The sequence below is a fragment of the Streptomyces sp. NPDC005408 genome, assembly GCF_040606445.1.
In the GTDB taxonomy this organism is placed as follows: domain Bacteria; phylum Actinomycetota; class Actinomycetes; order Streptomycetales; family Streptomycetaceae; genus Streptomyces.
The window spans coordinates 22977-48905 of record NZ_JBEXEX010000052.1; the positions used below are offsets into that span (position 1 = coordinate 22977).

16 protein-coding genes are annotated in these 25929 nt (G+C 68.8%); 11 read left to right on the forward strand and 5 right to left on the reverse strand.

Annotated features, from left to right (window positions below; all coding sequences use genetic code 11):
- Positions 1 to 26: 26 nt before the first annotated feature.
- Positions 27 to 692, reverse strand: a complete 666-nt coding sequence (locus ABZS64_RS32240) for a hypothetical protein (RefSeq protein WP_355837369.1) — start codon at positions 690 to 692, stop codon at positions 27 to 29.
- A gap of 382 nt (positions 693 to 1074) precedes the next feature.
- Between ABZS64_RS32240 and ABZS64_RS32245 the strand changes: the two genes are divergently transcribed.
- Both ABZS64_RS32245 and ABZS64_RS32250 read left to right on the forward strand, forming a co-directional pair.
- Positions 1075 to 3204, forward strand: a complete 2130-nt coding sequence (locus ABZS64_RS32245; RefSeq protein WP_355837371.1) for a SpoIIE family protein phosphatase — start codon at positions 1075 to 1077, stop codon at positions 3202 to 3204.
- Positions 3205 to 3206: 2 nt separating this feature from the next.
- Positions 3207 to 5654: a SpoIIE family protein phosphatase gene (locus ABZS64_RS32250; RefSeq protein ID WP_355837372.1), complete on the forward strand. Its 2448-nt coding sequence runs from the start codon at positions 3207 to 3209 to the stop codon at positions 5652 to 5654.
- Positions 5655 to 5727: 73 nt separating this feature from the next.
- On the opposite strand, the gene ABZS64_RS32255 is transcribed toward ABZS64_RS32250, so the two are convergent.
- The gene (locus ABZS64_RS32255) at positions 5728 to 7224 is read right to left on the reverse strand and encodes an FAD-dependent monooxygenase (protein WP_355837374.1); all 1497 of its coding nucleotides are present in this window, start codon (positions 7222 to 7224) and stop codon (positions 5728 to 5730) included.
- A 344-nt stretch (positions 7225 to 7568) separates the two neighbouring features.
- On the opposite strand from ABZS64_RS32255, the gene ABZS64_RS32260 reads away from it, so the two are divergent.
- From ABZS64_RS32260 to fxsT, 5 genes are all read left to right on the forward strand, one after another.
- Positions 7569 to 7748, forward strand: a complete 180-nt coding sequence (locus tag ABZS64_RS32260) for a hypothetical protein (protein ID WP_355837376.1) — start codon at positions 7569 to 7571, stop codon at positions 7746 to 7748.
- A 25-nt stretch (positions 7749 to 7773) separates the two neighbouring features.
- On the forward strand, positions 7774 to 10050 hold the full coding sequence (locus ABZS64_RS32265) for an FxsB family cyclophane-forming radical SAM/SPASM peptide maturase (protein WP_355837378.1): 2277 nt from the start codon (positions 7774 to 7776) through the stop codon (positions 10048 to 10050).
- Between the two features lie 193 nt (positions 10051 to 10243).
- The gene (locus ABZS64_RS32270) at positions 10244 to 10900 is read left to right on the forward strand and encodes a TIR-like protein FxsC (RefSeq protein WP_355837380.1); all 657 of its coding nucleotides are present in this window, start codon (positions 10244 to 10246) and stop codon (positions 10898 to 10900) included.
- A gap of 1 nt (position 10901) precedes the next feature.
- Positions 10902 to 12122, forward strand: a complete 1221-nt coding sequence (gene fsxC / locus ABZS64_RS32275) for an FxsC protein (RefSeq protein ID WP_355837382.1) — start codon at positions 10902 to 10904, stop codon at positions 12120 to 12122.
- On the forward strand, positions 12119 to 16102 hold the full coding sequence (gene fxsT / locus ABZS64_RS32280; protein WP_355837384.1) for an FxSxx-COOH system tetratricopeptide repeat protein: 3984 nt from the start codon (positions 12119 to 12121) through the stop codon (positions 16100 to 16102). Before fsxC ends, fxsT begins: the two co-directional genes overlap by 4 nt.
- Positions 16103 to 16205: 103 nt before the next feature.
- Here fxsT and ABZS64_RS32285 read toward each other — a convergent pair whose 3' ends face one another.
- A complete protein-coding gene (locus tag ABZS64_RS32285; RefSeq protein WP_355837386.1) occupies positions 16206 to 17138 on the reverse strand; it encodes an alpha/beta hydrolase in 933 nt (310 codons plus the stop codon).
- A gap of 284 nt (positions 17139 to 17422) precedes the next feature.
- Positions 17423 to 18013 (reverse strand): hypothetical protein, encoded by a 591-nt coding sequence (locus ABZS64_RS32290; protein ID WP_355837388.1) that lies wholly within the window; start codon positions 18011 to 18013, stop codon positions 17423 to 17425.
- A 55-nt stretch (positions 18014 to 18068) separates the two neighbouring features.
- Here ABZS64_RS32290 and ABZS64_RS32295 point away from each other — a divergent pair, with 55 nt between their 5' ends.
- Entirely contained in the window at positions 18069 to 18833 is a 765-nt protein-coding gene (locus tag ABZS64_RS32295; RefSeq protein WP_355837390.1) for a type 1 glutamine amidotransferase domain-containing protein, read from the forward strand.
- Between the two features lie 164 nt (positions 18834 to 18997).
- Here ABZS64_RS32295 and ABZS64_RS32300 read toward each other — a convergent pair whose 3' ends face one another.
- On the reverse strand, positions 18998 to 20110 hold the full coding sequence (locus ABZS64_RS32300) for an ABC transporter substrate-binding protein (protein ID WP_355837392.1): 1113 nt from the start codon (positions 20108 to 20110) through the stop codon (positions 18998 to 19000).
- Positions 20111 to 20512: 402 nt separating this feature from the next.
- Between ABZS64_RS32300 and ABZS64_RS32305 the strand changes: the two genes are divergently transcribed.
- The 3 genes from ABZS64_RS32305 to ABZS64_RS32315 all read left to right on the forward strand — a co-directional run bounded on the left by ABZS64_RS32305 (position 20513) and on the right by ABZS64_RS32315 (position 25858).
- Positions 20513 to 20854, forward strand: coding sequence for a CU044_2847 family protein (locus ABZS64_RS32305; protein WP_355837394.1), 342 nt, complete (start codon positions 20513 to 20515; stop codon positions 20852 to 20854).
- Positions 20851 to 25194: a trypsin-like peptidase domain-containing protein gene (locus tag ABZS64_RS32310; RefSeq protein ID WP_355837396.1), complete on the forward strand. Its 4344-nt coding sequence runs from the start codon at positions 20851 to 20853 to the stop codon at positions 25192 to 25194. Before ABZS64_RS32305 ends, ABZS64_RS32310 begins: the two co-directional genes overlap by 4 nt.
- Before the next feature lie 352 nt (positions 25195 to 25546).
- Positions 25547 to 25858 carry a hypothetical protein gene (locus ABZS64_RS32315; RefSeq protein WP_355837398.1) on the forward strand — a complete coding sequence of 104 codons (312 nt, stop codon included), beginning with the start codon at positions 25547 to 25549 and terminating at the stop codon, positions 25856 to 25858.
- The last annotated feature ends 71 nt before the right edge of the window (positions 25859 to 25929 follow it).

Below are 25929 nucleotides of genomic sequence, written 5' to 3' on the forward strand. Positions count from 1 at the left end.
CGCAACGTCCTTCTGCACAAGGGGCGTCAGTGCTGCGGCGCCGGTGATCCGGCCGGGGTGAGACGCGCCGCGCTGCGGTAGGTGGAGATGCCCAGGGCCAGCAGCCAGTAGCTGAGGATCGCACCCATCAGGGCGGTGGTGCCCCAGCCGTTCGCCGCGTAGAAGTTCGCGGGGGTGTTGCCGAAGAACAGGGACGGGACGAAAGCCAGGTTGATCCCTGCCAGGACGTATGCCGACCGGCTGGTCCAGCGCGGCAGCAGGTTCGTGCGCGAGATGACGTAGCCCACCGCGGTCAGGAAGAACGCGAGCATGAGGCGGGAGATCGACCCGTAGAGGATGTACGTGCCGCTGACGGTGATGGTCGGATCGATCGGGTGGTCGGCGGCGATGACCGCGCCCGCTTCCAGGCCACTCGAGACCAGCGTGATCGACGTGTAGACCAGTCCCGCAGCGAAGGCCATCGAGCCGGCCCACTCGTACGCGGGGCTCACGCGCTTGACCAGTTCACGAAAGGCCGTCACGAACACGACGAGGAAGGCGAGCGCGACAATCCCGATCAGCAGCCTGGCCAGGACGTTCGAGTCCGGCGGCGGGCCCGAGTAGACGAAGTACAGGGGCACTTCGAGGATGAGAGCGGCCGCGGTGGTGATGCCTGCGATGCCCGCCAGGCGCCTTGCAAAGGTTTCGTTCATGGGTGTCCCCCGGGTTGTCCGTGCGGTGGATTTCTCGTCGGTTCGTTTGCCGACGACGTAAATGCTGCCGCTCACGGCGCTTGTCGTCGCTGGGCCTGAGAACCGGATGAGGGGTGGTCCTACCGACACCCTCACAGGGGCGCAATGCACCGGCCGGGACTGCCGGCAGGAGGGGACCGCATCGGCTCCGTTCGCCCATGCCAGCGCCTCGGATAGGCTGATATGGGAGCAAACCGCACCCGAAAAGCCCGACAAAGCTGCGCCCAGAGTCGCCCTACCCGAAGACGCTGCATCGACAACGCGTCAGCAGCGCTCGCCCGAACATCGCCAGGGAGTGGCCGGCAAGCAGAAGCCCCCACACCCCCGGGGTGAGGTCATTGCGTTGGACACACACCAGTCGACCAGTGATGTGCCGGATCACCCCCTGACGGCCATCGGGTACGCGGGTGTGCTCCGCGACCTCCTTCCGATCGCGCTGTGGCGGGCCGATACGGAAGGGCGCATCGTGGAGTGGTCGCTCGCCGCCCGGGAACTGCTCGGCTACCGCCCGGAGCAGGTGATCGGCCGGTACGGGATCCCGGTACTGGTCCCCGAGCCCAACCGGGAGCTGGCCGTTCAGCTGACGCAGAGGGTCGTGGCAGGCGAGGCGGTTGTCGCAACCCTCCCGGTGCGCCATTGCGACGGGCACCTGGTACCGATGGAGATGTGGATCTGCCCGGCTGTGGACCGGCGGGGCGGAACCGGCGTCCTGGTCATCGCCGTGGAGACCTCCGCGGTGTTGAGAATGCGGGATTCGCTGGCGGCCCTGGAAGGTCTGTTCACCCAGTCCCCCATCGGTCTGGCCACGTTCGGCCCCGATCTGCGCTTTCTGCGGGTCAACGACGCGCTGGCGCGGATGAACGGCGTCTCCGCGGCCGAGCACTTCGGCAAGCGGCTGACCGAGGTCGCACCAGGGGTCAACGCCGCGGCCCTGGAGACGGTGATGCAGCAGGTACTGGATCGCGGGAAGGCGGTGGTCGATGTGCGCCGCTCCGGTCGCACCCCGGGAGATCCCGAAAACGACCGGACCTGGTCCTGCTCCTACGCTCCGCTGCGGGGCAGCGATGGCCGGCCTCTGGGACTGATCGCTTCCGTCATCGACATCACCGCCGGGCAGCAGGCGCAGGTCGATGCCGAGCAGGCGCGGCAGCGCTTCGCCCTGCTGGCAGAGGCCGGCGCGCGTATAGGAACCACCCTGGACCTGCGCCAGACAGCCCAGGAAGTGGTGCAGGTGCTGGTGCCCCGGCTGGCCGATTCGGCCGACGTACAACTGCTGGAAGCGGTGCTCGACCCGGATGAGTCCGCCGCATCCACCCAAGGCGTGGTGCGTCGGATGGCGGCCGCCTTCCCCGATCCGTCCGCCCCCACCGCGAAACTGGCGGCCGGCATGACCATGCAGGTCCCCATCGGCTCGGTGTACGAGCAGGTCATGACCGAGGGGCGCCCCATGAACCTCTACCAGGCCGACATCCCCGCGCTGATCCCCGAACCGCAGGCCGAGCGACTGCGTGGCTACCTCAGCAGCCGTATGGGCTGCGCGCGGATGGTCCCCCTGGTCGCCCGCGGCAAGGTGCTCGGCGCCGTGGTGGTGACGCGTACCCGCAGCCGCGAGCCGTTCGACGAGCAGGACTGCGTGCTCATCGACGAGCTGGTCGCCCGGGCCGCGCTGAACATCGACAACGCGCGCATGTACACCAGCCAGCGAGAGGCGGCCCTCACTCTGCAGCGCAGCCTGACGAACAATGCGCTACCTGAAGTGAGCGGACTCGAACTCACCGGGCGCTACCTCCCCGCCAGCGACCACGAGGTCGGCGGCGACTGGTTCGACGTCATCACCCTGCCCGAAGGCAAGACGGGTCTGGTCATCGGAGATGTCATGGGACACGGAATCCATGCGGCGGCCGTCATGGGCCAGCTGCGCACGGCAGTGCGAACGCTGGCACGCCACGACATCCCCCCGGTGCAGATGCTCTACTCCCTTGACGCCGCCGTCGCCGACCTGGGCGAAAACGAGATGGCAACGTGCGTCTACGCAGTCCACGATCCGGCTGCCGGCGGCTGCCTGATCGCCAGGGCCGGCCATCCACCCCCGGCCGTGGCCGACGCCCGAGGAACCATCGCGTTCCTCGACGGCCCCTCGGGAACGCCGTTGGGAACAGGCGGACAGGACTTCCAGACCGAGGAGGTGCCCCTGCCCCCCGGCAGTCTGCTGGTGCTGTACACCGACGGCCTCATCGAGGCCCGCGACAGAGACCTCGACCAGGGCATGCACCAGCTCTCCCAGGCGCTGCGACACCTCGACCAGCCGTTGGAGGAGATCTGCCAGCGCGTCCTCGACCGGTTGCTGCCCACACCGGCCCAGGACGATGTGGCGGTCCTCCTCGCCCGGACTCTGCGACCGCAAGGCCTGCAGAGGAGTCACCCCGAGTGGCACCGCGCGGGCGAGCCCGCCCGCAAGGCGGAAGGGTGGTAGTTATGGACACTCCGGTGACAACGTTCAGCGAGGGCCCGGAAGACCCCTTCGCAGTACGGCACGCAGCCTCGGTGGTGCTGGACGACCGCGGGATGGTCGTCGGCTGGAGCGAGCGGGCCGAGGCGCTGCTCGGCTACTCACCCGAGGAGGCGCTCGGGCAGCCGACGCTCGACTTTCTTGTCGACACCCGCGACCAGGGCATCGTCATGGACGCAGTGGCGGCATGCGTACGCGACCGGGGGTGGTTCGGGGTCGTGCCCGTCCGGCACCGCAACGGCCATCGTCTGGAGTTCGGGTGCCGGGCCCGGGCGATCATGAGGGGCGACTCCCCCGCCGAATGGTTCCTCGTCGCCGCGCCCGCCGAGGAGGTGATCCAGTGGGAGACGGACAGGTCGGTCCTCGACGGATTGTTCCGCCGCTCCCCCATCGGTCTGTCCGTCTTCGCCCGGGACCTCAGCATCCTGCGCGTGAACCGGGCGATCTCGAAGTTCAGTCAGCTACCGGTCGAGCAGCACCGTGGGCTCCGCACCAGCGACTTCCTCATCCAGCAGGACACGGACACAGTAGAGCGGCAGTTGCGGGAGGTACTGGAGACGGGCCGGTCCTCGATCTTCACCGAGCAGCCCTGCCGTCTGCGGCGGGATCCCGGCCGTGAGCTGGTCGTGTCGGTATCGGCGTTCCGGATGCAGGATTCCTCCGGGCGGATCCTCGGGGTGACGCAGACAGTCGAGGACGTGACCGACCGCTATCGGGCCCGCCGTCGGCTCGCCCTTCTCAACGAGGCCAGCGCCCGCATCGGGACCACGCTGGACGTGGCGAAGACAGCGCGTGAGCTGGCCGAGGTGGCCGTCCCGCACCTCGCCGACTGTGTCTCCGTGGACCTGCTCGAGCCGGTGACCCGCGGCGAAGAGCCCGTCCAGGAGATGTTCGGCCCCGTGCGCAGGACGGCGATCGACAGCATCCTGCCGGAGGCAGCAGAGGTGATGTATCCGGTCGGCGACATGATTCACGTCCCGGCGGAGTCGGTGCAGGCGCGGTGCCTCGCCGAGCGGCGTCCGGTCCTCGACGCGCATCTGGAGGGCCTCAGCGGGTGGCTGTCCAGGGACCCGGAGCGGGCCGAGCGCGCCCTCAGCCTGGGCGTCCACTCGCTGATGGTCGTGCCGCTGGTCGCGCGGGGGCTCGTGCTCGGCATGCTCAGTCTGTGGCGGTGGCGACGGGTCGAGCCGTTCGAGGAGGACGACCTCAAGCTCGCCGAGGAGTTCGCCTCCCGGGCTGCCGTCTGCATCGACAACGCACGCCGGTACACCCAGCAGCACGAGGCGGCGCTCACTCTGCAGCACAGCCTGCTCCCGCACGAGGTGCCCAAGCACCCGGCGGTCGAAGTCGCCCACCGCTACCGGCCGGCCGACGCCACGACCGGCGTCGGCGGTGACTGGTTCGACGTCATCCCGCTCTCCGGGCTTCGCGTCGCCCTCGTCGTCGGCGACGTGGTCGGCCGCGGCATCCACGCGGCGGCCACCATGGGCCGGCTGCGTGCCGCCGTACACACCCTGGCCAACCTCGACCTCACCCCGGACGAGGTCCTCTCCAACCTCGATGATCTCGTGGACCGTCTGGCCGCCGAGCAGGATCCGACCGACGAACGCGCACCTCAAGTCGTCGGCGCAACCTGCCTGTACGCGGTCTACGACCCGGTCTCGCGGCACTGCGCTCTGGCCCGGGCCGGACACCCGCCGCCCGCGGCGGTGACCCCGGACGGACGGGTGCACCTCCTCGACGTGCCCGCAGGCCCGCCGCTGGGCCTGGGCGGGCTGCCGTTCGAGGCGGCCGAGCTGCAACTGGCTGAAGGCAGCCTCCTGGCCCTCTACACGGACGGACTCATCCAGGGCCGCAAGCGAGACATCGACGAGAGTCTGGCCGATCTGTGCGAGGCGTTGGCCGTGCCCGCCCGCTCGTTGGAGGAGACATGCGGGGCGGTGGAGGGCGCGTTGCTGCACGACCGGCCCACCGATGACGTGGCCGACGACGTGGCTCTGCTCGTCGCCCGTACCCGCGTCCTGGCGGCGGAGAAGGTGGCCACGTGGGAGCTGCCCGTGGAGGCAACCGCCGCTGCTCAGGCCCGGACGCTGACGGCATCCCAACTGGCCGAGTGGGGACTGGAGGAGATGGTCTTCACCACCGAGCTGATCGTCAGCGAGCTGGTCACCAACGCCTACCGCTACGGTGGCGGGCCGATCTCCCTGCGGCTCATCCGTGACAGCCACCTCATCTGCGAGGTGTCCGACACCAGCAGCACCTCACCGCACCTGCGCCGGGCCCGCACCACCGATGAGGGCGGCCGCGGACTCTTCCTGGTGGCCCAGCTCACCGAGCGGTGGGGCACCCGGTACACACGCGACGGCAAGACCATCTGGACGGAACAGCCGCTGTCCTCGGCGTCGGCTTCGTAAGACGGTGCGGCACAGCCTTTGGCGCAGGCCTCAATGGCTCGCAGCGGAGCAGGGCAGCGCCCTGGTGCGCTGATCAGCGGAGCCGGTCGAGAAAGGCGAGTGCGGCCCGATTGTCCGCACCTTCAGTGATCAGGGCTATGTGGTTGTCGGGCCGCACGAGCACCAAAGCATCGCCGTCGATGCCATAGGCGTGTCGGGCACGGCCGTCGGCGTCGCGCAGTCCGGACGGCTCCGCGTCGATGGCGTGGGTTCGGACGAGGTTGCCTCGTGCCGTCACCTCGGCCAGTGCCCCCGAGGCGGCGGGGCCGAAGCCGAGCAGCGTGAAGTGCGGTCCGGCGAAGAGCTGGAAGAGCCGGACGCGGTTGCCCGCCGTGTCCTCGCATGGCGCGTCAGGGGCGCGGTCCCCGGGCCGCAGGACATGGCTTCCGGTTCCGGTGGCGAGCGAGCTCCATTGGTACCCCTGGCCGACGGTCGGCGGAGCTGCGGCCTCGACGCCGTTGCCGGGCTCCTTGATCGCCTCCAAGACTCGGTTGAGTCGGTCAGTGGTGATCTGCAGGGTCCAGGCGGCGACGGGGAGTCGCTCTTCGTCGTAGGTGTCCAGCAGCGCGGAGCCCGCTTGGCCGGTGAGGGTGAGTGCCAGCTTCCAGCCCACGTTGTACGCATCCTGAATGCCGGTGTTCATCCCGAGGCCGCCGGCGATCGGGTGGACATGGGCGGCGTCTCCGGCCAGGAAGACCCGGCCGACTCGCGCACGTTCGACCATACGGACATTGACCCGCCAGGTCGAAAGCCATGTGGCGTTGCGCAGCCGCCCCGCTGCGCGTGCGTGGCGGTCGAACAGGCGCTGGAAGCCCACCAGCGACGGCGGGAGGGGGGCACCCTGCCCGTCGATCTCCGGCGAGGCCTGCAGCTGGAAGGAGTTCGTGCCGGGGATCGGGCAGAGCATGATTGCGCCGTCCGGCGTGAACCACTGGTGCCAGTAGTCCCGGCTGATGCCCTCGGCTTCCACGTCGCCGCAGACCATGGCCTGCGCCTGCTCGGTGTGGCCTGCGAAGGGCACCCCGAGCGTGGTGCGTACGCGGCTGTGTCCGCCGTCGCATCCGATCAGGTAGGCCGCCTGGATGCGGCGTCCGTCGGCGAGGGTGGCGGTCACGCCGTCGGCGTCCTGGGTGAACCCGGTGAGTTCCGCGCCGAGTTCGACCTTCACGCCGTGGACGGCAAGGCGGTCGCGCAGGATCTCCTCAATGCGCCACTGGCCAATGAACACACCGCTGTCGAACGGCGCGTCGGGGGTGGGCCCCGCGCCGGCGAACGGATCTGTGTCACTGACGAACTCGCCATTGAAGTACTTGCGAAACACCAGATGCACGGTGCCGTCTGCGAGGACTCTGTCGGCGACACCCAGGTCTTCGAGGACTTCCAGGCTGCGCGGGTGGAGGGTCTTGCCGCGGGATTCCCGGTGGTGTGCGGCGCTCTTGGCGATGATGCGCACGGCGATGCCACGGCGGGCGAGGTCGCAGGCCAGGGTGAGGCCGGTGGGCCCGGCGCCCACGATCAACACGTCGGTCATTGAGGTCCTCTCGTCTCGGGTGGGATCACCCAACACCCTCCGCGAAGCAAAGTGCAACTCGGTAATAGAATTTACCCAGTTTCACAATGTGCCGACCTGGCCCTGGAGCAATCACCCGGACTGCGAGACACCACGGCGAGCGCTACCTCGACCATGCCGGAGCCTGGCAAACGGTCGAGCCGGCGCTCGACTTCACCTCCACCGCACTGCCGGCATTCGCCCTCACCGCCGACTGACGCCGGCACACATCTGCGGCGAGTTGGCCGGTGGGCGTCTTGTAGTCGCGTTGACGGGGCATCACGATAAGGAATGCCGCCCGGAGCCGTACAGTCGAGAGGACCCCAATGGACAGCGACGAGCTGCAGCCCGCGACGCTCCTTGGAGTGCTCCTGGACCACAGCGGCACCCCGCTGGGCCAAGTGTCCGAGGAGGCTCAGATCGCCGTACTGGCGCGGGTGGGTTCGGCACGCGGTGAGACGATGTCCGCTTTCCAGTCCTCAGGATCCGCTCAGCCCTCAACCTAGGACGCGGGTCTGGAGGAACGCTCAAGTGCCCGCGGGGACACGGCCCTTCCGCCAGTTCGTGATCAAGGTCCACAGCCGCTGCGACCTGGCCTGTGACCACTGCTATGTCTACATGCACGCGGACCAGAGCTGGCGCGGCCGTCCCGTCACGATGTCGGAAGAGGTCCTGCGGCTCACCGCAAGGCGCATCGCCGAGCATGCGTCCGCACACGGCGTGCCCCGCGTCCATGTGGTGCTGCACGGCGGTGAGCCGCTGCTGGCCGGCCGTGAGCGGCTGCGTGGCTTCGCCCGCGAACTGCGCGCCGCCCTGAACGGCGAGAGCGCACTCGACCTGCGGATGCAGACCAACGGGCTGCGGCTGGACGACGAGTTCTGCGCCATGCTCGCCGAGGAGGGAATCGTCACCGGCGTCTCGCTCGACGGCGACCGGCGCTCCAACGACCGGCACCGGATCAGGGCGGACGGATCGGGAAGCCACGACGATGTGGTGCGTGCCGTGCGCAAACTCGGTGAGCCTGCCCACCAGCGGGCCTTCGGCGGGCTGCTGTGCACCGTCGACGTGGAGAACGACCCGGTCGCCGTCTACACGTCGCTGGCCGAACTGGACCCGCCGGGCATCGACTTCCTGCTGCCGCACGCCACCTGGGACCGGCCGCCACCGCGTCCGTACGGGGCGACGGACTACGCGGACTGGCTGATCGCCGTCCACGATCAGTGGACGGCCGACGGAAAGCCGGTCCGGATCCGGATGTTCGAGTCGATCACGCGGCTCGCCAACGGCGGGGTGAGCCTCACCGAGGCGCTGGGCCTGGGCAGTTCGGACCTGCTCGTGGTGGAGACCGACGGCGCGATCGAACAGGCGGACTGGCTGAAGACAGTCGCTCACGGCGCTCCTGAAACCGGCTTCCATGTGGCGCGCGACAGCTTCGACGACGCCGCCGCGCATCCCGGTGTCCAGGCACAGCGGCAGGGGCTGGACGGCCTTTCGGCGCAGTGCCGGGCGTGCCCGGTGGTCGCGGTGTGCGGCGGCGGACTGTACGGACACCGCTTCCGTACCACCCCGCAGGGCTCCCGCGGCTTCGACAATCCGTCCGTGTACTGCGCCGATCTGCTGAAACTCATCCGGCATGTGGAACGGGCCGACGACAGCCCGGTTGCCCACGGACTGCGTTCCTCGCACTTCGACGAGCTGGCCGCCGGCTACGGCGGCCCGGCAGCCCTCCAGGAGCTGGAGCAGGCGCAGCTCAGCGTTCGGCGAGCCCTGCTCGCGAACGCCTGCCGGACCGATCCGCATCCGTCGGAGGGCCTGCGGGCAGTCCTCGGGCTCTCCGAGGCCGCTGTGGACGCGGCGCTCGCCGATCCGTATCTGCGCGTATGGGCGCTGGCGGTCTGCGAAGGGAGGGGATCGGACCCCGGCAGGCCCGCCGAGATCGCCCTGTCCGCCGCCGCGCGGACCGGAGAGCGGCTGAGCCTCACGGTGCCGCTGCGGGACGGAACCGTACAACTGCCGCTCCTGGGGCGGTTGGTGGCGGCCGAATCCAAGGGCGAGGTGACCGTCTCCGTCGAGGCCGGGCAGGTCCTCGTCGCCGGGAGGCCACTGGACGCGCTGCCGGAAGGATTCGACTGGCAGCCACTGCGCCATCTGACGGCGGACGGAATCAGGGTGGCACTGGAGGACTGCGATCCTTACCGGGCCCCGTATCAGGTCGAGGCCCTGCCCCGGCTCACGGAAGCCGAATTCCAGGTCTGGCAGGCGGCGTTCCAGGACGCCTGGCAGATCGTCCGCGCCGACTTTCCCCGCTATGCCGAAGGACTAGCCGCCGGGCTGCACGCGGTGACCCCGCTCGTCGCACCGCCGGGCCATGTGGCCGCCGAGACGTCCCGGCACGCGTTCGGCGCGTTCGGTATGGCGCTGCCGCCATCTGCCGACGCGCTGGCGCTGCTGCTGATCCACGAGTTCCAGCACGTCAAACTCGGTGCGCTGCAGGACATGTACGATCTGCTCTCCCCGGGCGGCGGCCGGCACCAGGTCGCCTGGCGTCCGGACCCGCGACCGCTCGACGCCGTACTGCAGGGCGCGTACGCGCATCTGGCGGTCGCCGACGTCTGGCAGACGCGCGCCAGGCACGCCCCCGACGGAGCCGGTCCGGATGAAGCCGCCCGGTGGGCCGAGTACTGGCGGGAAGCGGTCCAGTCCGCGCTGGACACCCTGTCAGCGGCGGGCGCGCCGACAGCTGTGGGCGAGCGGTTGCTGGCCGGGATGCGGACGACGGCCCGGGCGCTCGACAGGTCACGGCGATGATTCACTGTTCGCGCGGGCGCACGCAGGCGGGCGCACGCCGATGCGCCATGGACCGGCCCACACGGCAACTGGCATGCTTCGCCCTCTAGAACCGGGCGTTGATTTCGCGCTCCAATGGATTCCTGAGGACCGTTCCGGTACCGAGGCCACTCGCGTCCGGCAGACGGGCAGCGACAACGGGGGAGGCGATGCCATGACCCATCCGTTTGCGTCCGCGTCATCGCTGCCCGAGAACCAGGACCCGTACTTCTTTCTCAGCTACGCGCGTATCCCCTCGACCGAAGAGGAGCGCAGCGGCGACCACCCGGACCAGGACCTTGTCGACTTCCACCGGGAGTTATGCCGCCATGTCATGCAGCTGACCGACCACGACGGCAGTGAGCCGCCGGGTTTCCTGGACCGGCGGATGGGCATCGGTGCCGACTGGGAGAGGAACCTCAAGCAGGCCCTGGCGACCTGTCAGGTGTTCGTGCCCGTCTACACCAAGCGATATTTCTCCAGGGAATGGTGCGGCAAGGAGTGGGACGCCTTCGCCCGACGGCAGGCGCTGCAGCACAAGATCCGGCCGTACACGGTCAACGCGATCGTCCCCGTGCTCTGGCTGAGCCCCGCACACCTGGATCTGCCGCCGGTCGCCGAGGCGGTCCAGTACACACATCCGGACCTCGGACCGCCCTACCTCAAGATGGGCCTCTACGGACTGCGTGAGGCGGGCTACTCGCTGCAGTACCGCAGGGCCGTCTGGGGAATCGCGCAGACCATCGTCAAGGTCGCCCAGCAGGCGCGCCTCGAACCGTGCGACATAGGGCTGTTCGACGACCTCCGGAATGTCTTCGAGGAGGGATCGTAAGATGCCGCTCTTCTTCCTGAGCTACGCGCGGATCCCCGGCGGCCGCGCCGGCCACGACCCGGACAAGCTGGTCTTCGACTTCTACGAGGAGCTGCGCGGCAGAGTCGCCGCGCACGCCGGAGTCGCCAAGTCCGCGGCCGGCTTCGTCGCCCACTCGGGAACTCCCGGCGAAGAGGCCTTACGAGCACTGTCCCGGTGCCGGGCCTTCGTACCGCTGTACTCCAAGCGGTATTTCACCGATCCGCTCTGCGGCCGCCAGTGGTCCGCGATCACCCGGCGGGCGGCCTCGGTCCCCGCGCCGCGCATCGTGCCCGTGCTGTGGACGCCCTACCCCGCCGCCTCCGTGCCGGAAGCCGTCCAGGAGACACCCGCAGTACCGGAAGGAACCGGCGACGCCGAGGAAGGCTATGCGGCCATGGGGCTGCACCAGCTGCTCGACCTGGAGGAGAGCCAGGCCCGCCAGGTCATCGACTGGATCGCGCAGCGTATCGTCGCCGTCGCGCCCGGCAGTTCGGCGCCGGACCACCTCGACGCGGCCGGACTCGCCCGGCTTCCGGACGCGTTCGCGGCCACGCCGCCCAGCCCTCCCCTGCGTGTCACCGTGCTGGCGCCGTCCGAAGACCGCCTGCCGATCGGCCGCGAGGCGTCGCGATACGGTCCACGGCCGCTCGACTGGCGGCCGTACGGTCCTGTGGCGGGCGGCCCGGTCGCCGAGCAGGTCACCGAACTGGCCCGCAATCTGGGCTTCGATCCCGAAGTGGTGTCGTTCGACAAGGCGCTGGTCGATCTGCGCGGTACGGACACACCGGCCGCCCCATGGATCCTGATCGTGGACCCGTGGGCGCTGCAGGACGCGAAAGCGGCCGACCAGGCCAGGGCATTCGACGAGGCACACCGGCCCTGGACCGCCGTGCTGACCGCTCTCGCCGACGACGATCCGCAGACCAAGGAGCACTCCGAAAGACTGCGAGGACTCCTCGAATCCACCTTCCCCCGCTATCTGCGAGAGGGAAGAATAGGTCAGCAGTCGGCCGTTCGAGGACTCGTCACGGCCGATGCATTCGCCCTGTGGTTCGGCGAGTTGGCAGAGTCGGCCTACATGAGATATCTGCGATACATTCATCCGCAATCGTCCCCGCGGAGTTCGGCGCAGGGGAGACTGCCGGGGGCCGGTGCGGACGGACTCGGCACCGACGAGGGCGGCGCGGAGGCCAGGCCATGACCGGTGAGGACGCGGGCAGAATCATCACGTTCTACTCGTACAAGGGCGGTACGGGCCGGACGATGGCACTCGCCAACACCGCCTGGATCCTGGCCTCGGCCGGCAAACGGGTCCTGGTGGTCGACTGGGACCTCGACGCCCCGGGCCTCGACCGCTTTCTGCACCCGTTCCTCGACCGGGACAAACTGCTCACCACCCCCGGCGTGATCGACCTGGTCACCCGGTTCAGCCAGTCGGTGCTGGAACTGCAGAGGCAGGGCGAGGGCCAGTACCTCGGCGGGTGGGGCATGACCGACAAGGTCCCGGACGTCGACGACGCCTGGGTCGCCGAACGGGCCCGCTTCAACCACTGCGTCATCCCGGTCATCTGGGACTTCCCTCAGAGCGGCCGGCTCGACTTCCTCCCCGCCGGCACCAAGACCAAGGGCTATCTGAGCGCGTTCTCGCAGTTCGACTGGAAGCCGTTCATGGACGGCCCGCTCGCCACCGAGTTCATCGAATCCCTCAAGCGCGGATTCGTCCGGAACTACGACTACGTCCTGATCGACAGCCGGACCGGCCTCAGTGACATCTCCGACATCTGTACCGTGAACCTGCCCCACACCCTCGTCACCTGCTTCACCCCGAGCAGCCAGAGCATCGACGGCGCGGCCGCGGTCGCCGAACGCATCGAAGCGATGTACGGCAACCGGAACATCCGCATCCTGCCCGTGCCCATGCGGGTCGAGGACACCAACGGCCAGGCCGACCGGCTCGACGCCGCCCGCGCCCAGATCCGGCTGCGGTTCGGCAGGCTGCTCGGCCGGCACACCGCCATCCCGCCGCACGACTACTGGGGCAAGGTCGAGATCCCCTACCGGCCCGCGTACTCCTACGAGGAATTACTCGCCCCCTTCCGCGACACCCCGGCCAACCCCTCCTCGCTGCTTGCCGCCTACGAACGGCTCACCGCCGTCGTCTCCGACGGCGAGGTGACCGCCATGCCCCGCATGGAGGAGGGCCTGCGCCAGCAGTACCTCGACCTCTACACCCGCCGCCGGCCGCTCGACGTGTCCGATGTGTACATCAGCTACGTCCCGCAGGACCGCACCTGGGCCGACTGGATCCGGGCCGCGCTCGAAGCCGCCGAATTCCGGGTCCACCTGGCGCAGGAAGGCACCGACGAAGGCACACGGCTCAAGACCGAGACCGAACGGGGCGTCGAGTCCACCTCCCACACACTCGCCGTGCTGTCCGGCGCGTATCTGCGCTCCTCCCGCTTCAGGACGACCTGGGAGGCGCTGTTCTCACCGGACCGGCTGGCCAACCGCCGCCATCTGGTGCCGGTACGCGTCGAGGACGTGTCGCTCAGCGCGCCGTTCACCGAGCGGCTCGTGGATCTGACGCGCTGCGACACCGAGGACACCGCACGCGAGACGCTGCTGCGCGCCTTCGACACCGCGCCCGAACCGCGTTCCCGCACCCACTTCACCGGCGCCGACCGGCTGGCTCCGCGCTATCCCGGCGCCGAGCCGCCCGTATGGTCGGTTCCGCTGCGCACCACCTCGTTCACCGGCCGCACCGAGCTGCTGGAGACCATCCGGGAGGGCCTGCGTACGCGCAATCAGACCATTCTGCTCAGAGGCATGGGAGGGGTCGGGAAGACGCTGCTGGCCCAGGAGTTCGCGCACCGCTACAAGGGCGACTACGACGTCGTGTGGCACATCCAGGCCGAGCAGCAGCGCCTCGCGGTCGAGCAGTACGCGGCGATGGCCCGCCCGCTCGGACTGTCCGAGCGGACGAACCCGACCGACTCCGCCAGGGCGGTCCGTGAAGCGCTCGACAGCGGCGAGCCCTACCACCGCTGGCTGCTGATCCTGGACAACGCCGACGGCGCGGGCAGCCTTACCGACTTCCTCGCCGGCGGGCGCTCGGGACACGTCCTCGTCACCAGCCAGCGCTCCGAGGGCTGGAGCAGGTACGCGGAGACCATCGAGGTCGGCGTGTTCAGCCGGCCCGAGAGCATCAGCCATCTGCGCCGCCGGCTGCCGGACTTCGGCCCGGAGGAAGCCAATCTTGTCGCCGACGCGCTCGGCGACCTGCCGATCGCCGTCGAACAGGCAGCGGCCGGCATCAAGCAGACCGGCCTGAGCGCCCGCGAGTACATCAAGCTGCTGCAGCGGTCGACGGCCGGCGTCGAGGAACACGGCGACGGTGACCTCGCCGTCCTCACCAACACCACCGGCGGCACCTGGGACTTCGCGATCGGCCGGCTGCGCGAGAGCTATCCGCCGGCCGTACGGCTCCTCCAACTGTGTTCGTTCTTCAGCCCCGAGCCCATCTCCATGGACCTGCTGGAAGGCATCGAGATCGCCAGGGCACTCGGCGGCGGCCGCACCGTGGCCCGGGCCTACCAGGAACTCAGCCGCTTCGCCCTCGTCCGCGTCGACCGCAAGGCCAGAAGCGTCCAGGTGCACCGGCTCGTCCAGCTCTCGATGCGGCACAGCATGACCGAGCAGGAACAGCAGGACGCGCGCGAGGTCGTCTACCGCGCACTCGTCGCGGCCCGGCCCGGCAAGGACGACCCGGAGGACCCGAACACCTGGGACCAGTACCGGATCATCTGGCCACACCTCGGCACCGCCTGGGCGCACTCCACACCCGACGACGGCGTCCGCGAACTGATGGTGGACCGCGTCCGCCAGCTGCGCCGCCGCGGCGAGTTCGCCCAGGCCCTGGAGTTCAGCGAGCGATGCGTCAGCGGCTGGTGCGCAGTCGGTGAACCCGATGAGCGCTGGACGCTGCACATGCGCTTCCAGATCGGCAACATCCTGCGCGCACAGGGCAAGTACGAGGAATCACTGGCCCTGGACGAATCGGTGCGCGAACGGCAGATCGCGCTGTTCGACGACAAGGACGACCAGCACGTCCTGATGACCACCAGTAGCATCGCCGCCGACCTGCGCGGTCTCGGCCGGTTCTCGGAGGCGCTGGAACACGACCGCGAGACCCACCAGCGCTACAGCGACTTCTACGGCGACGACCATCCGCGCACTCTGACCGCGGCCAACAACCTCGCAGTCTCGTTGCGCGCCTCCGGCGACTACTACGCGGCCTGCGATCTCGACCGCAAAACCTTCGAGACCCGCGAAGAGATCCTGCTGCCCGACCATCCGCTGACCATCGAGTCGGCCGTCAACCTGGGACGGGATCTGCGCGACTGCGGCGACTACGCCGCCTCCGTCAGCCTGCTGAAGCGCGCTCACGAACGCTGTCTGCGCAATGTCGAACTCACCGAAGGCGCACCGACCGTGCTCAACACGGTGAAGGGGCTTGCCGGTTCGCTGCGCGGTGCGGGCCGCCCCGGCGAGGCGGAGCAGTTCACCCGGCACGTCCTGAAGCACACGCCCGAAGGCGAAGCGGGCGACTCGCCGGAACGGCTGCTCATCGAAATGAACCTGGCCAGCGATCTGATGGCGCTGGACCGCAAGGACGATGGCCTGGAGCTGGTACGCCGAGTCCTCGACGGCCTGCGACGCGGCCTCGGGGACGACCACCCGTCCACCGTCGCGTGCTCGGCGAACTATGCGGTGCATCTGCTGGCCGCCGGAGAGGCCGCCGAAGCCGAGCCGATCTCCGAGCAGGCGGTGGCGGCGTTCACCGAGATCCTCGGCGAGAGCCACCCACATGTGCTGGTCTCCCGGGTCAATCTGGCCAACGCGCAGGCTCAAAGCGGTCGGCACAAGGAAGCCCGCAGGACCTACGAGTCGGTCTTCGACCAGCTCCGGGAAGTGCTGCGGTCGAGGCATCCTTCGACACTGGTGTGCGCCGGGAACCTCGCCGTGCTGCTGCGGGAACTGGGGGACGAGAGTGCCGCCGAGACGATGCGCGGCGAGGTCCTGACCGAGATGACCAAGCTGCTCGGCGCCGACCACCCGAAGACGGTGGCTCTGCACTCTTGGCGGCGGACAGGCCTGGAGCTCGAGCCGCACCCGATCTGACGGGCGGCGCTCGGAGGGCGTCACTCGGAGGGCGTCACTCAGCAGGCGTTGCCAGACGGTGTTGCCAGACGGTGTTGCCAGACGGTGTTGCTGGGCGGCGTAGCTAGACGGCGTTGTCGCGGACCCAGGCCAGGATCGGCGGCAGCGCCGGCAGTGCGGCGAAATGCGCGGCTGACGGCTGCAGCACCGCGTGCAGCACAGCGGAAGCGCCGGGGATGCGGTCCGCCAGCCAGCGGAAGTGGCTCACGGGCGAGAAGACGTCCTGCTCTCCGTGCCAGAGCAGGACGGGCACACTCTCGATCTTCTCCGGATAGAAGCCCCATGGCTTGCGGAAGGACACGAGGTCGTCCAGCCAGCCCGTCGGCTCCGGAGGATCCCCCAGCTCCGTTCTCGCACCGGTGAACTCACCTACTGCGGAAAGGTAGTTGAGCATCAAGAGGTCCCGGATCCCGGCGTCCTCGACGATCAGCCGGTCCACGTCAGGCATCTCCTCGCTGAGCGAGCTGAGGAGCGAGGACGGGTTTCTCCGGATGGCCTGCGCATTGCGGGCCAGCAGTGCGCCCACCTGGGTGAGACCCAGCGAATTCTCCATCATTTCGTACGTCATCACATTGGACTCGGCCATGCCGGCCAGCCAGTCGAGGCCCTCGGCGTCCGGCGGCGCGACGGTGACCACCGCGGCGGCGCTCGCCACCCGGTCGGGGCTCAGCGCGGCGCAGGCGAGCGCGTGCGGTCCCCCGCCGGAGCGGCCGACCACCGAGTAGCGTCTGAGTCTCAGGTGGTCGGCGATGGCGAGGACATCGTTCGCCGCGTGCGCGACGTCACGGCCGGCGTGGCGGTTGGATTCCCCGTACCCGGGACGGTCGTAGGCGATGAGCCGGATGCCGAGCTTGTGGAGCTCGAAGGTGCGTGGCTTGGGGCCCAGCCGGCTGCCGGGCGTGCCGTGCAGGAGGAAGACCGGGTACCCCTTGGGGTCCCCCCATTCCTCGTATGCCAGCTTTCCGTCGCGGTCGGGCGCTTTCACCAAACCGAACACCCGTTGCCTCCCGTTGACCAGCGGCTTAAGCCCGGAACGGCACCAGAGTCCAGGATGGTGGACTTTGGTGCCGTTGGCAGCGCTCTAATCAGCCGAGTTGCCAGCTTCGGCGGTTACGAAGGTAGCCGACGGGCCTGGACAGCGCGCGGCGAACCCTCATGAAGTCCGGGATTGCGGGGGTGAGCCCCAATATCCGTGGTTGACGCCCCCTGGGCCCTTGCGGTTCCCCCGGCTGAGAGCGGCCACAAGGTCCCCGACAAAGCGCTCGCACGCGTCGCCCCGCGTCAGGACTGGAACCCCACAATCCCCTTACCGTCCGCCTCCCGTATCCAGTCGACACAGGACTCGATGGCGGCCAGCACCTCAGGGTCGACAGCCCCGTGCTGCTGCGGCGTGCTCGCCTCCCATTGGGCAAGAGCCTCCCGGCACTGTGCCGGGCTCCACTCGCCGTACCGGGGAAGGTCCGTCGAGGGCAGTGGACCGGGGAGCGATCCGTAGGAGAAGTCGCTGACGGCGACCGCCTTGATGCCGAGTTCGGCGAGGCCCTCGTCCACATCACTCAGCCACGAGCCCCGGAACGGAGAGAAGTGGTTGTTGAACAGCGGCCGGCCGTAGAACTCGCAGACCATCTTGTAGGCGTAGCCGTACTGGAAGCCGTACTCGTCGTCGAAGGGCCCACCTTCGATCACCGCTCGCAGCGCTTCGTACCGCGTCGGTGCCCCGCGCTCGATCTCGTATGCGAAGTACTCGTCGTCCGCGGCAAGTTGCCGCTTGAAGCGGCCGCCGATCATCCGGCGCATCCTCTCCTCCCCGCAGCCGACGGCGCCTCGCACGGTGGGGATGTCTACCTTGTAAATGCTCAATCCGTAACTCATGATCTCAGCCTAGGTGCGACCACTGACAGGCCGCTGCGCCTGAAAGGATGGCGGTATGCGCGTGCTGATGCCGGTCCCCGACCGCGATTTCGACGTCACCGAAGTGGCCGTGCCCTGGCGGATATTGACCGACGCCGGGCACCAGGTCGTCTTCGCCACCGAGCGTGCGGGGACACGGCCCGCCGCGGATCCCCTGCTGCTCACCGGCGTGCTCTTCGGGCAGCTCGGGGCTGCCCAGGAACCCAAGGGCTTCTATGCCGAACTGGCCCGGTCCGAGGAATTCGCCGCGACCGTGGCATGGGCGGATCTGGACGTCACTGCGTTCGACGGGCTGATCCTTCCCGGCGGGCACGCGCCGGGGATGCGGCAGTACCTCGGCTCGGAGGTGCTGCAACAGCAGGCCGGCAGGTTCTGGGCGCTGGACCGCCCGGTCGGCGCGATCTGCCACGGGGTGCTGGTGCTGGCCCGGTCGCGCGAAGTCGACAGCGATCGCAGTGTGTTGGCGGGCCGTCGTACGACGTGCCTGCCGAAATACATGGAGCGCTCGGCCTATCTCGCCACCTCATGGCGACTCGGCCGCTACTACCGCACCTACCCGGCCTATGTGGAGGACGAGGTCAAGGCCGCCCTGAACGATCCGGGCACACGGTTCGAACGCGGGCCCAGGGTGCTCACCGCGCGCGGCAGCGCGACCGACGACACGCACGCCTTCGTCGTGCAGGACGGCAACTACCTCTCGGCCCGTTGGCCGGGCGACGCCTACCTTTTCGGCCGTCGATTCCTCGAACTCCTGGAAGCGTCCACCGGATCGCAGCCCTGATCGGATGGCTACCAAGGCCATGAGGCGGCGCGGCCTTGAAAGCCGCGGGTGCCGACGCTTCGCGTTGGCCGGCTCGGCATATTGTGGCGGACAGTTCCGGCGCCGCTCAAAGTCCGACCGCCTCAAGTTCGGACAGATCTGGGCAGTCGGACCTCCGTGCTTTCTCAGCCGGCGTGAAGGATCCGAAAGCGATCGGGTTCCGCCGGATCTCGATCAACGACTTGGATTGGCGTCCGAGCCCATTGCCAAACGCTGATGCCTGGCGTGCGGGAGAACTGGATCTGCCCGCGGGTGCCTTCGACTGCAACGCGCGGCCAGGATTCGGCAGTGCGCGCCCGGTCCGCGCCGTGAGAACGCAGCACATCGGCGAGGATGGCGACCGTGTCGTAGCCCTCGAAGGCGACGAAGGAGGGCGCTTCGGCCAGCCGCTCGCGGAGGGCCGTCTCGACTCGTGCACCGAATGGGCTGAGGCGCTCAGGCAGGTAGCGCAAGAACGGGATCGCGGCGCTGTCGACGCCCAGCAACGCCGCCCATTCGGCGAACTCCGGTTGCCCGGCCGGAGCACCAATCATGATCTCGGCGACGCGCTGGTCGCGGCGGACAGACTTGACGATCGACACTGCCGGCTCCGGGTGGCCGACCAGAAGAAGGAGGGCTGTCGCGCGATTGTCGACGAGTTCGTCGCACACGGCCGTGGGGGCGAGCGCGCGCATGTCGAGTTCGATGACGGTGCCGCCGCGTGGAGCGAGGTAGTCCCGCAGAATGCGGGCCCCAGATGCCCAGTAGACACTCGACTCGGCTGCTACGGCGATTCGACTGTGGCCCGCGCTGAGGAGGAAGTCTGCGTAGATCTGCCAGCCGTGGGACTGTGCCGGGGCGAGGCGCGCGACCCATTCCGTTGGCTGCTCGGTGAGCGCGTCGAGAACCGCTGACGAGCAGAGGAACGGCAGGCCGAGGGCGTCGGCCCTGGCGGCAGCGGCGCGAGCGACGACGCTGTGATACTCCCCCGCCAAGGCAGCCACGCCCAGGCGAGCCAATTCATCTACGGCCGCCGCGGCCCTCTGCGGATCAGCCGCGGTGTCTCGGACCACCAGCTCGAGTGGTCTTCCGACGATCCCGCCGGCGTCATTGACTTCCTGAACGGCCAACTCGAGTCCAGCGAGCAAGTGTTGGCCTGCCTCGACCCAGCCAGGCCGAGTCAGCGGAACGAGAGCGCCGATCTGGACGGATGATCCGTCAGTCCGCTCCGCTCCAGGTGGCGATGGTGGCGTATTCATGCGTTGGCGTCTCCCGTGTGACGGTAGTACACGTTCATCTCATCTCGCCGTGGCGGGCGCACCTGGGTGACCATGCCGGACATTGCATCCACTGCCATCGCCAACAGGCAACCGATTATTTGTTCGCTGAGCTGCCAGGCTTCAAGAAGCCATCGTTGGTTGAAGATCCGGCTGTGAATGTCCGTAGTCGTATGCGCGACGAGGAGGCTTCCGGATGGCAGATGGCCGGCTGTGACACCGTCAGCGAATGCAGCCGATTCTGGCCATCCATGCTGGGGTCTGCGGAGCCGTCCGCTCCGTATGTGGTGGTCCTCGGGGAGGGGGTGAAACCAGGGGCCGATGGGAACTGTTTTCCGGTTGAGTAGCTCAGATCCATTCTGGATTTTCCAAGGAGGTGGGCCGATGCCGAACCTTGCGCGGATGCCGCTGGAGGGCGGCGGGGCGATTCTGCTGGAAGAGGTGGAAGACGCACCGGAGTTCGACGGGCCGGTGAAGGCGGGCCGGGTCGGTGACGCGGTGCGTGAACTGCCTCGGACATTGCAGCAGGCGCTGGTTCCGGTGCGGGAGACCGCACGGGCGGTGCTGGACCAGCTGCGACAGGCGGGTTCGCGGGAGGTGGAGGTGGAGTTCGGGGTGAATCTGTCGGCGAAGGCCGGAGCGGTCATCACCGCCGGCGAGGCAGCCGTCCATCTTAAGGTCCGCGTGGTGTGGGAGAGCGGGGAGTCCGGGCAGGACTCCCCGTGAAGAATGCGGGGACGATGGCGGGGGACGAGTCTGCGGCAGGCCCCGGTGGCGGATCGACGGCGGGTTTCCCGGACGACGAGAGCAGCCTTGCCAGGGCGGGTGAGCCGTCGGAGTCCGTGTCGGTCTTCCAGATACTCGCGTCGGACGGCGGTGTTGCTGGGGCGGGTTTCCTGTCCGGGGAGGACACCGGCTTCACCTGTGCGCATGTCGTGCGCGCCGCCGGGCAGTCCCCGGGAGGCCGGGTGGAGGTGCTCTTCCCGCATCTGCCGGACGCGCCGCGGGTGACGGCCGACGTGGTGACTGAGGGGTGGCGGGCACCGGACGAGGAGGACGTCGCTGTTCTCCGACTTGACTCGGTTCCGGCGGGGACCCGGGGCATGGCCGTGGGTACGAGTGCGGGGTGCCGGGGGCACGGAGTCTTCTCGTTCGGGTTTCCCGCCCAGGCACCGCCGGGCGGCCATTTCGGGTACGGCGAGGTCGGCGGCCTGCTGCCCGGGGACAGCGGCGTGGGAAGGCTGCTTCAGCTGTCGAAGGCCAACGACCTGACCGCCGGGTTCAGCGGAGGGCCGGTGGTGGACGAGATGACCGGCCTGGTGATCGGCATGGTCACCTCCATCGCCTCCCCCGACGCCCACCTGAAAGGGCTGGGCATCGCCTATGCCACCCCGGCCGAGGTACTGCGGGAGATCCGGCCCCAGTTGGCCGAGCACCGGGCGTGCCCGTATCTGGGGCTGGAGCCGTTCACGGCCCGGCACGCCGACTGGTTCCATGGCCGGGAGGCCGCCGTGGAGCGGGTGCTGGCGGCGCTGGGTGGGGACCGGCGGATGCTGATGCTGCTGGGCCCCTCCGGGGCCGGGAAATCGTCGCTGATCAACGCGGGTGTCCTGCCCGCCCTGGCCGATGGAGCGGTCCCGGGCAGCGACCGTTGGCTGCTCCTGTGTGCCCGCCCCGGCCAGGACCTTCTCACAGAGTTGGAGGGCTCGGGCCTGCCCGGTGCAGCCACCGACGGCCTATTGGCCGCTGCCGAGGCCCGCCTGGCTGCCGAGCCCGACTACGACCGTCTGCTGCTGGTCATCGACCAGTTCGAGGAACTCCTCACCCAGCCGGTCCCCACGTCGCGCCAACGTGCCGACGACGGGCGTCTACGGGCCGTGGACCAACTCGTGGAGCTGGGTGGCTCCCACGCCGCCGTCACCGTGCTCCTGGTCATGCGCAACGACTTCTATGCCCCGCTCGACGCCCTCGCCCCTGACTTGATGAACGCCGCCCTCCCCGGGCTGTGCAACGTCCCCGCGACACTGAGCCGCCCCGACCTGCAGGCGATCGTCACCCGACCCGCCGCGGCCGTGGGCCTGCCTCTTGAGGCCGGCCTCGCAAACCGGATCGTCAACGACGTCCTGGACACCGACCCGGTAGTCCGGCAAGCGCCGGTCACGCTGCTCCCGCCTCTGGAGCTGGCCCTGCGCCAGTTATGGGTACGCCGCCGCCGCGAGGACGGCCACCTGACCCACGCGGCGTACGAGAAAATCGGCAAGGTCACCGGCAGCCTGACGGCTTGGTGCAACCGCGCCCTCAGCCAACTACCCGCCGCCCAGCACCCAACCGCGCAACGGATCCTCACCGCACTGGTCCGGCCCGCCGACGCAACCAACGGCATCCCCGCCACCCGCCGACCCGTCCCTCTCAGCCGCCTCCGCGCCCTGGCAATCGACCAGACACTCGCGGGCCCGGCCGCTGACGCCGCCTTCGATGCCGTTCTGGCGGCCCTGACCCGCTACCGGATCATTGCCACTGGCACCACCACACCTCCCGGCGCGCCCCCTGGTGAACCGGCGGCGGAGCTCATCCACGACGCTCTCATCCGCGGCTGGGCCGACCTGCGTGACTGGGTCGCCCAGGACCACCAGTTCCAGGTCTGGCTCCTGCGCGCCGCCGAGCAGCAGGCCCGCCACGCGCACAGCGGCCTTCCCGGCGACCTGCTGGACGGCTCCCTCCTCGCAGAAGGAGAGGAATGGGCAGGCCGGCGCTCGCTCCCGGCCGAGATCATCTCGCTCCTGGAAGCCAGCCGACAGCATCAGCATTCAGCCATCCGCCGCACCCGGCGCATCAACACCGCTCTCGCCGGAATGCTGGCACTCGCCCTGATCGCCGCCGGCGTCGCAATCCATCAGCGGCAGACCGTCATCGGCCAGCGTGACCGTGCCGCCTCCGCCCAGGTGGCCGGCGTCGCCCAGTCACTTCGCCGCACCGATCCCGAGCTCGCCCGGCGGCTGGCGGTGGCTTCGGGGCGCCTGGCCGGCACTCCCGAGTCCTGGTCGGCCCTGCTGGCCCTGCGCAACCAGTGGGAAGACGATGCGCTCAAACTGCCCGGCTTCGTGGCGACGGAATCCGATCTCGACGGCACCGGGCAGACCTTCGCGGGGGCGGCGGGCACCCGCGTGGAGTTCTGGAACGTCAAGGCCCGGGTGAAGACCGGTTCCTACACCGCCCCGGCCAGGGTCCACCAAGTGGACCTTTCCGACGACGGCAAGACGGCGACCGTGAGCACCGATGACGGATACACCCGCCTGCTCGACGTCTCCAGCGCCCGCCTGCGCAGCACTCAAACCTATCCCACCGCCAAGGAGAGCACCGGACTCTGGCCGAGGACAGCGGTCAGCCCGCTGGGCACCTACCTGATGGCCCAATCGATCGAAGCGACCGACACGGCCATAGAGACCACGCTGGCCATCTGGGACACCCGTACCGCCCGCAAGATCATCACCATGAGTTCCCGCGGACCTGTCTCCTTCTTGGCGGACTCCTCGTTCTCCCCGGACGAACGCGTACTCTCCCTGCCCGGCGGCGGCCAGGGGAAGCGGTTCACCTGGTTCGACACACACACCAAGAAGAAGCTGCCCGTCCCTCTCCCCTACGGGGTCAAGGCCGCCGACATCCAGGGGCCCGTGGTGTTCAGCCCGGACGGGAAGTCCGCGGCTCTGACGCTCAAGGGCGGCAAGATCAACGTGTTCGACCGACGCGTCGGAGGGCGGCTCGGCACCGAACTCAAGGGCGACGAGGACGACTATCCCCTCTACTTCAGTCACGACGGCCGGTTTCTCGTGCGGAACGCCTTCGTCTGGGACAAAGAATCGTTACGGGCATCCGAGCCTGTCATGCGCTACGCGACCACCCAGAGCGAGTGTCACCCCCTGACGCCCCTGCGTTTCACGGCCGACGACTCGAAGCTCCGGTGCGCCGGGACCGACGGCGTCGTCCGGTCGCTCGGCGTCCGCGCCTTCACCAAACCCCCCGAGCCGACCGGTGGGTACTACCAAGAGAGTGCGGTGAGCCTGGACCGGCGCACCTTCGCGCTCAGCGATGGCGGTGACATCGAAATCTGGTCCGCGCTGTCACGGACCAAGCGTTCCACCGTGACCTCGGTCGCGCGAAGTAAGGGGCACAGCGTGGAGAAGATCCAGCTCAGCCGCGATGGCCGGCTGCTTGCCGTCCTCGCCGATACCCAGATCGAGATCTGGGATACGGCGAAGAAGAAACCATCACTGCTAGGCAGCCTGTCCATCCTCGAAAAGGACCAGCCAGGCGGAGCGACGCAGCCGTACCCATTCGTACCGGACAAGGCGTTCGCGTTCTCGCCGGACAGCAAGTCACTCGCCGTCCAGGTCGTGAAAGCCCAGACCAACATGCTCACGTTCTGGGACCTGACCACCATGCGCCGGATCCGCGAGGTGCGCGCCGACCTCGGCTACCCCAGCAACAGGGGGGCCGTCTTCTTCCAGCCCGACGGCAAATCCGTGATCGCCGCCCCGAACCTCGGCAGGGTCGCGTTCCCCTCCGGCCGGGTCATCACCAAGGGCACTCCGAGTCTGGAGGTGGACTCCATCAGCGACGACGGCGCGACGATCTACACCTACCCCCGCGGATTCCGGCCCTACATCCGGCTCCGGGACGCTCAGACGCTCCTGCCCGAAGGGAACGACCTGCGGACCGGCGCGGTACCCCTTTCCCTGTCCACGCCGGAAACGGCCACCGCCGCCTCATCCGACGGCCGGCTGTTCGCCACGGTCGATCAATCCGGGCCCACTTACCAGATCAAGGTATGGAACCGCACCCGGACCCAACTCGGCGCCCCGCTCACGGCGTACAACGACGAGATCGTCGCGCTCGCGTTCGCCCCCGACAGCTCAGCACTGACCAGTGTGGACAAGCACGGCAGATTCTTCACCCACACCATCGCCCCTGCGCAGCTGATCCGAGACCTCTGCGCCAAGTCAGGCCCTCTCACCGAACAGGAATGGAAAACCCACATCCCCGACATCCCCTACCGCAAGACATGCTGACCTGGTGGAAACGAACCAGCCGAACTCGCCGACCTGGTCGCCGGAACCAGCGTGCACAGGAGTTCAGACATCCGTGCAAAGGACTTCGGAAGTCGACACGCGCTAACGCCCAACAACCCCTGGAACCTTTCCGGTCGATCGCCAGGACAGGGTCGAGGTGGGGCCACCCTCAGCACTGCCTGCGGCGTGCGGCAGGATGACAGGTCGCGCCGAGTCGACTCCGTATGTACCGACGCGACCGCACAACCGCACTCCCAGATTGCACAGGTGGCAAGGTGACGAGACATCACATCCGGATCCCAGCGGCGACCACCGCCGCCGGCGTTCTTCCCCGTGCAATGGGAGGGACGCAGTGAACCGGGATCTCACCATGCACGACGTGATCGTCTCCGGAATCGCGGTGGCCGCAGGCATCGCGGCCGCCGTGCTGTTGCGCGTGATCCTGAAATGGCTCGGCGTACGGGCTGACAGAACCCGCTGGGGCGGCGACGACATCATCGTGCACGCCCTGCAGGCACTGGCTCCCTGGGCCGCGATCACCGGCGGCGCGGCGGTCGCGGCGTCGGTGCTGCCGCTGACCGCCAGGGTCGGACGCAACGTCACCATGACGCTCACCGCCGTGCTCATCATGGCCGCGACCGGGACTGTAAGACGTTCGGTGTAACTCCCGATCATGGAAGATGCATCGATGACCAGTGAGAACGTGACAGAGCACGAGCCCGTGGAGTCGACAGC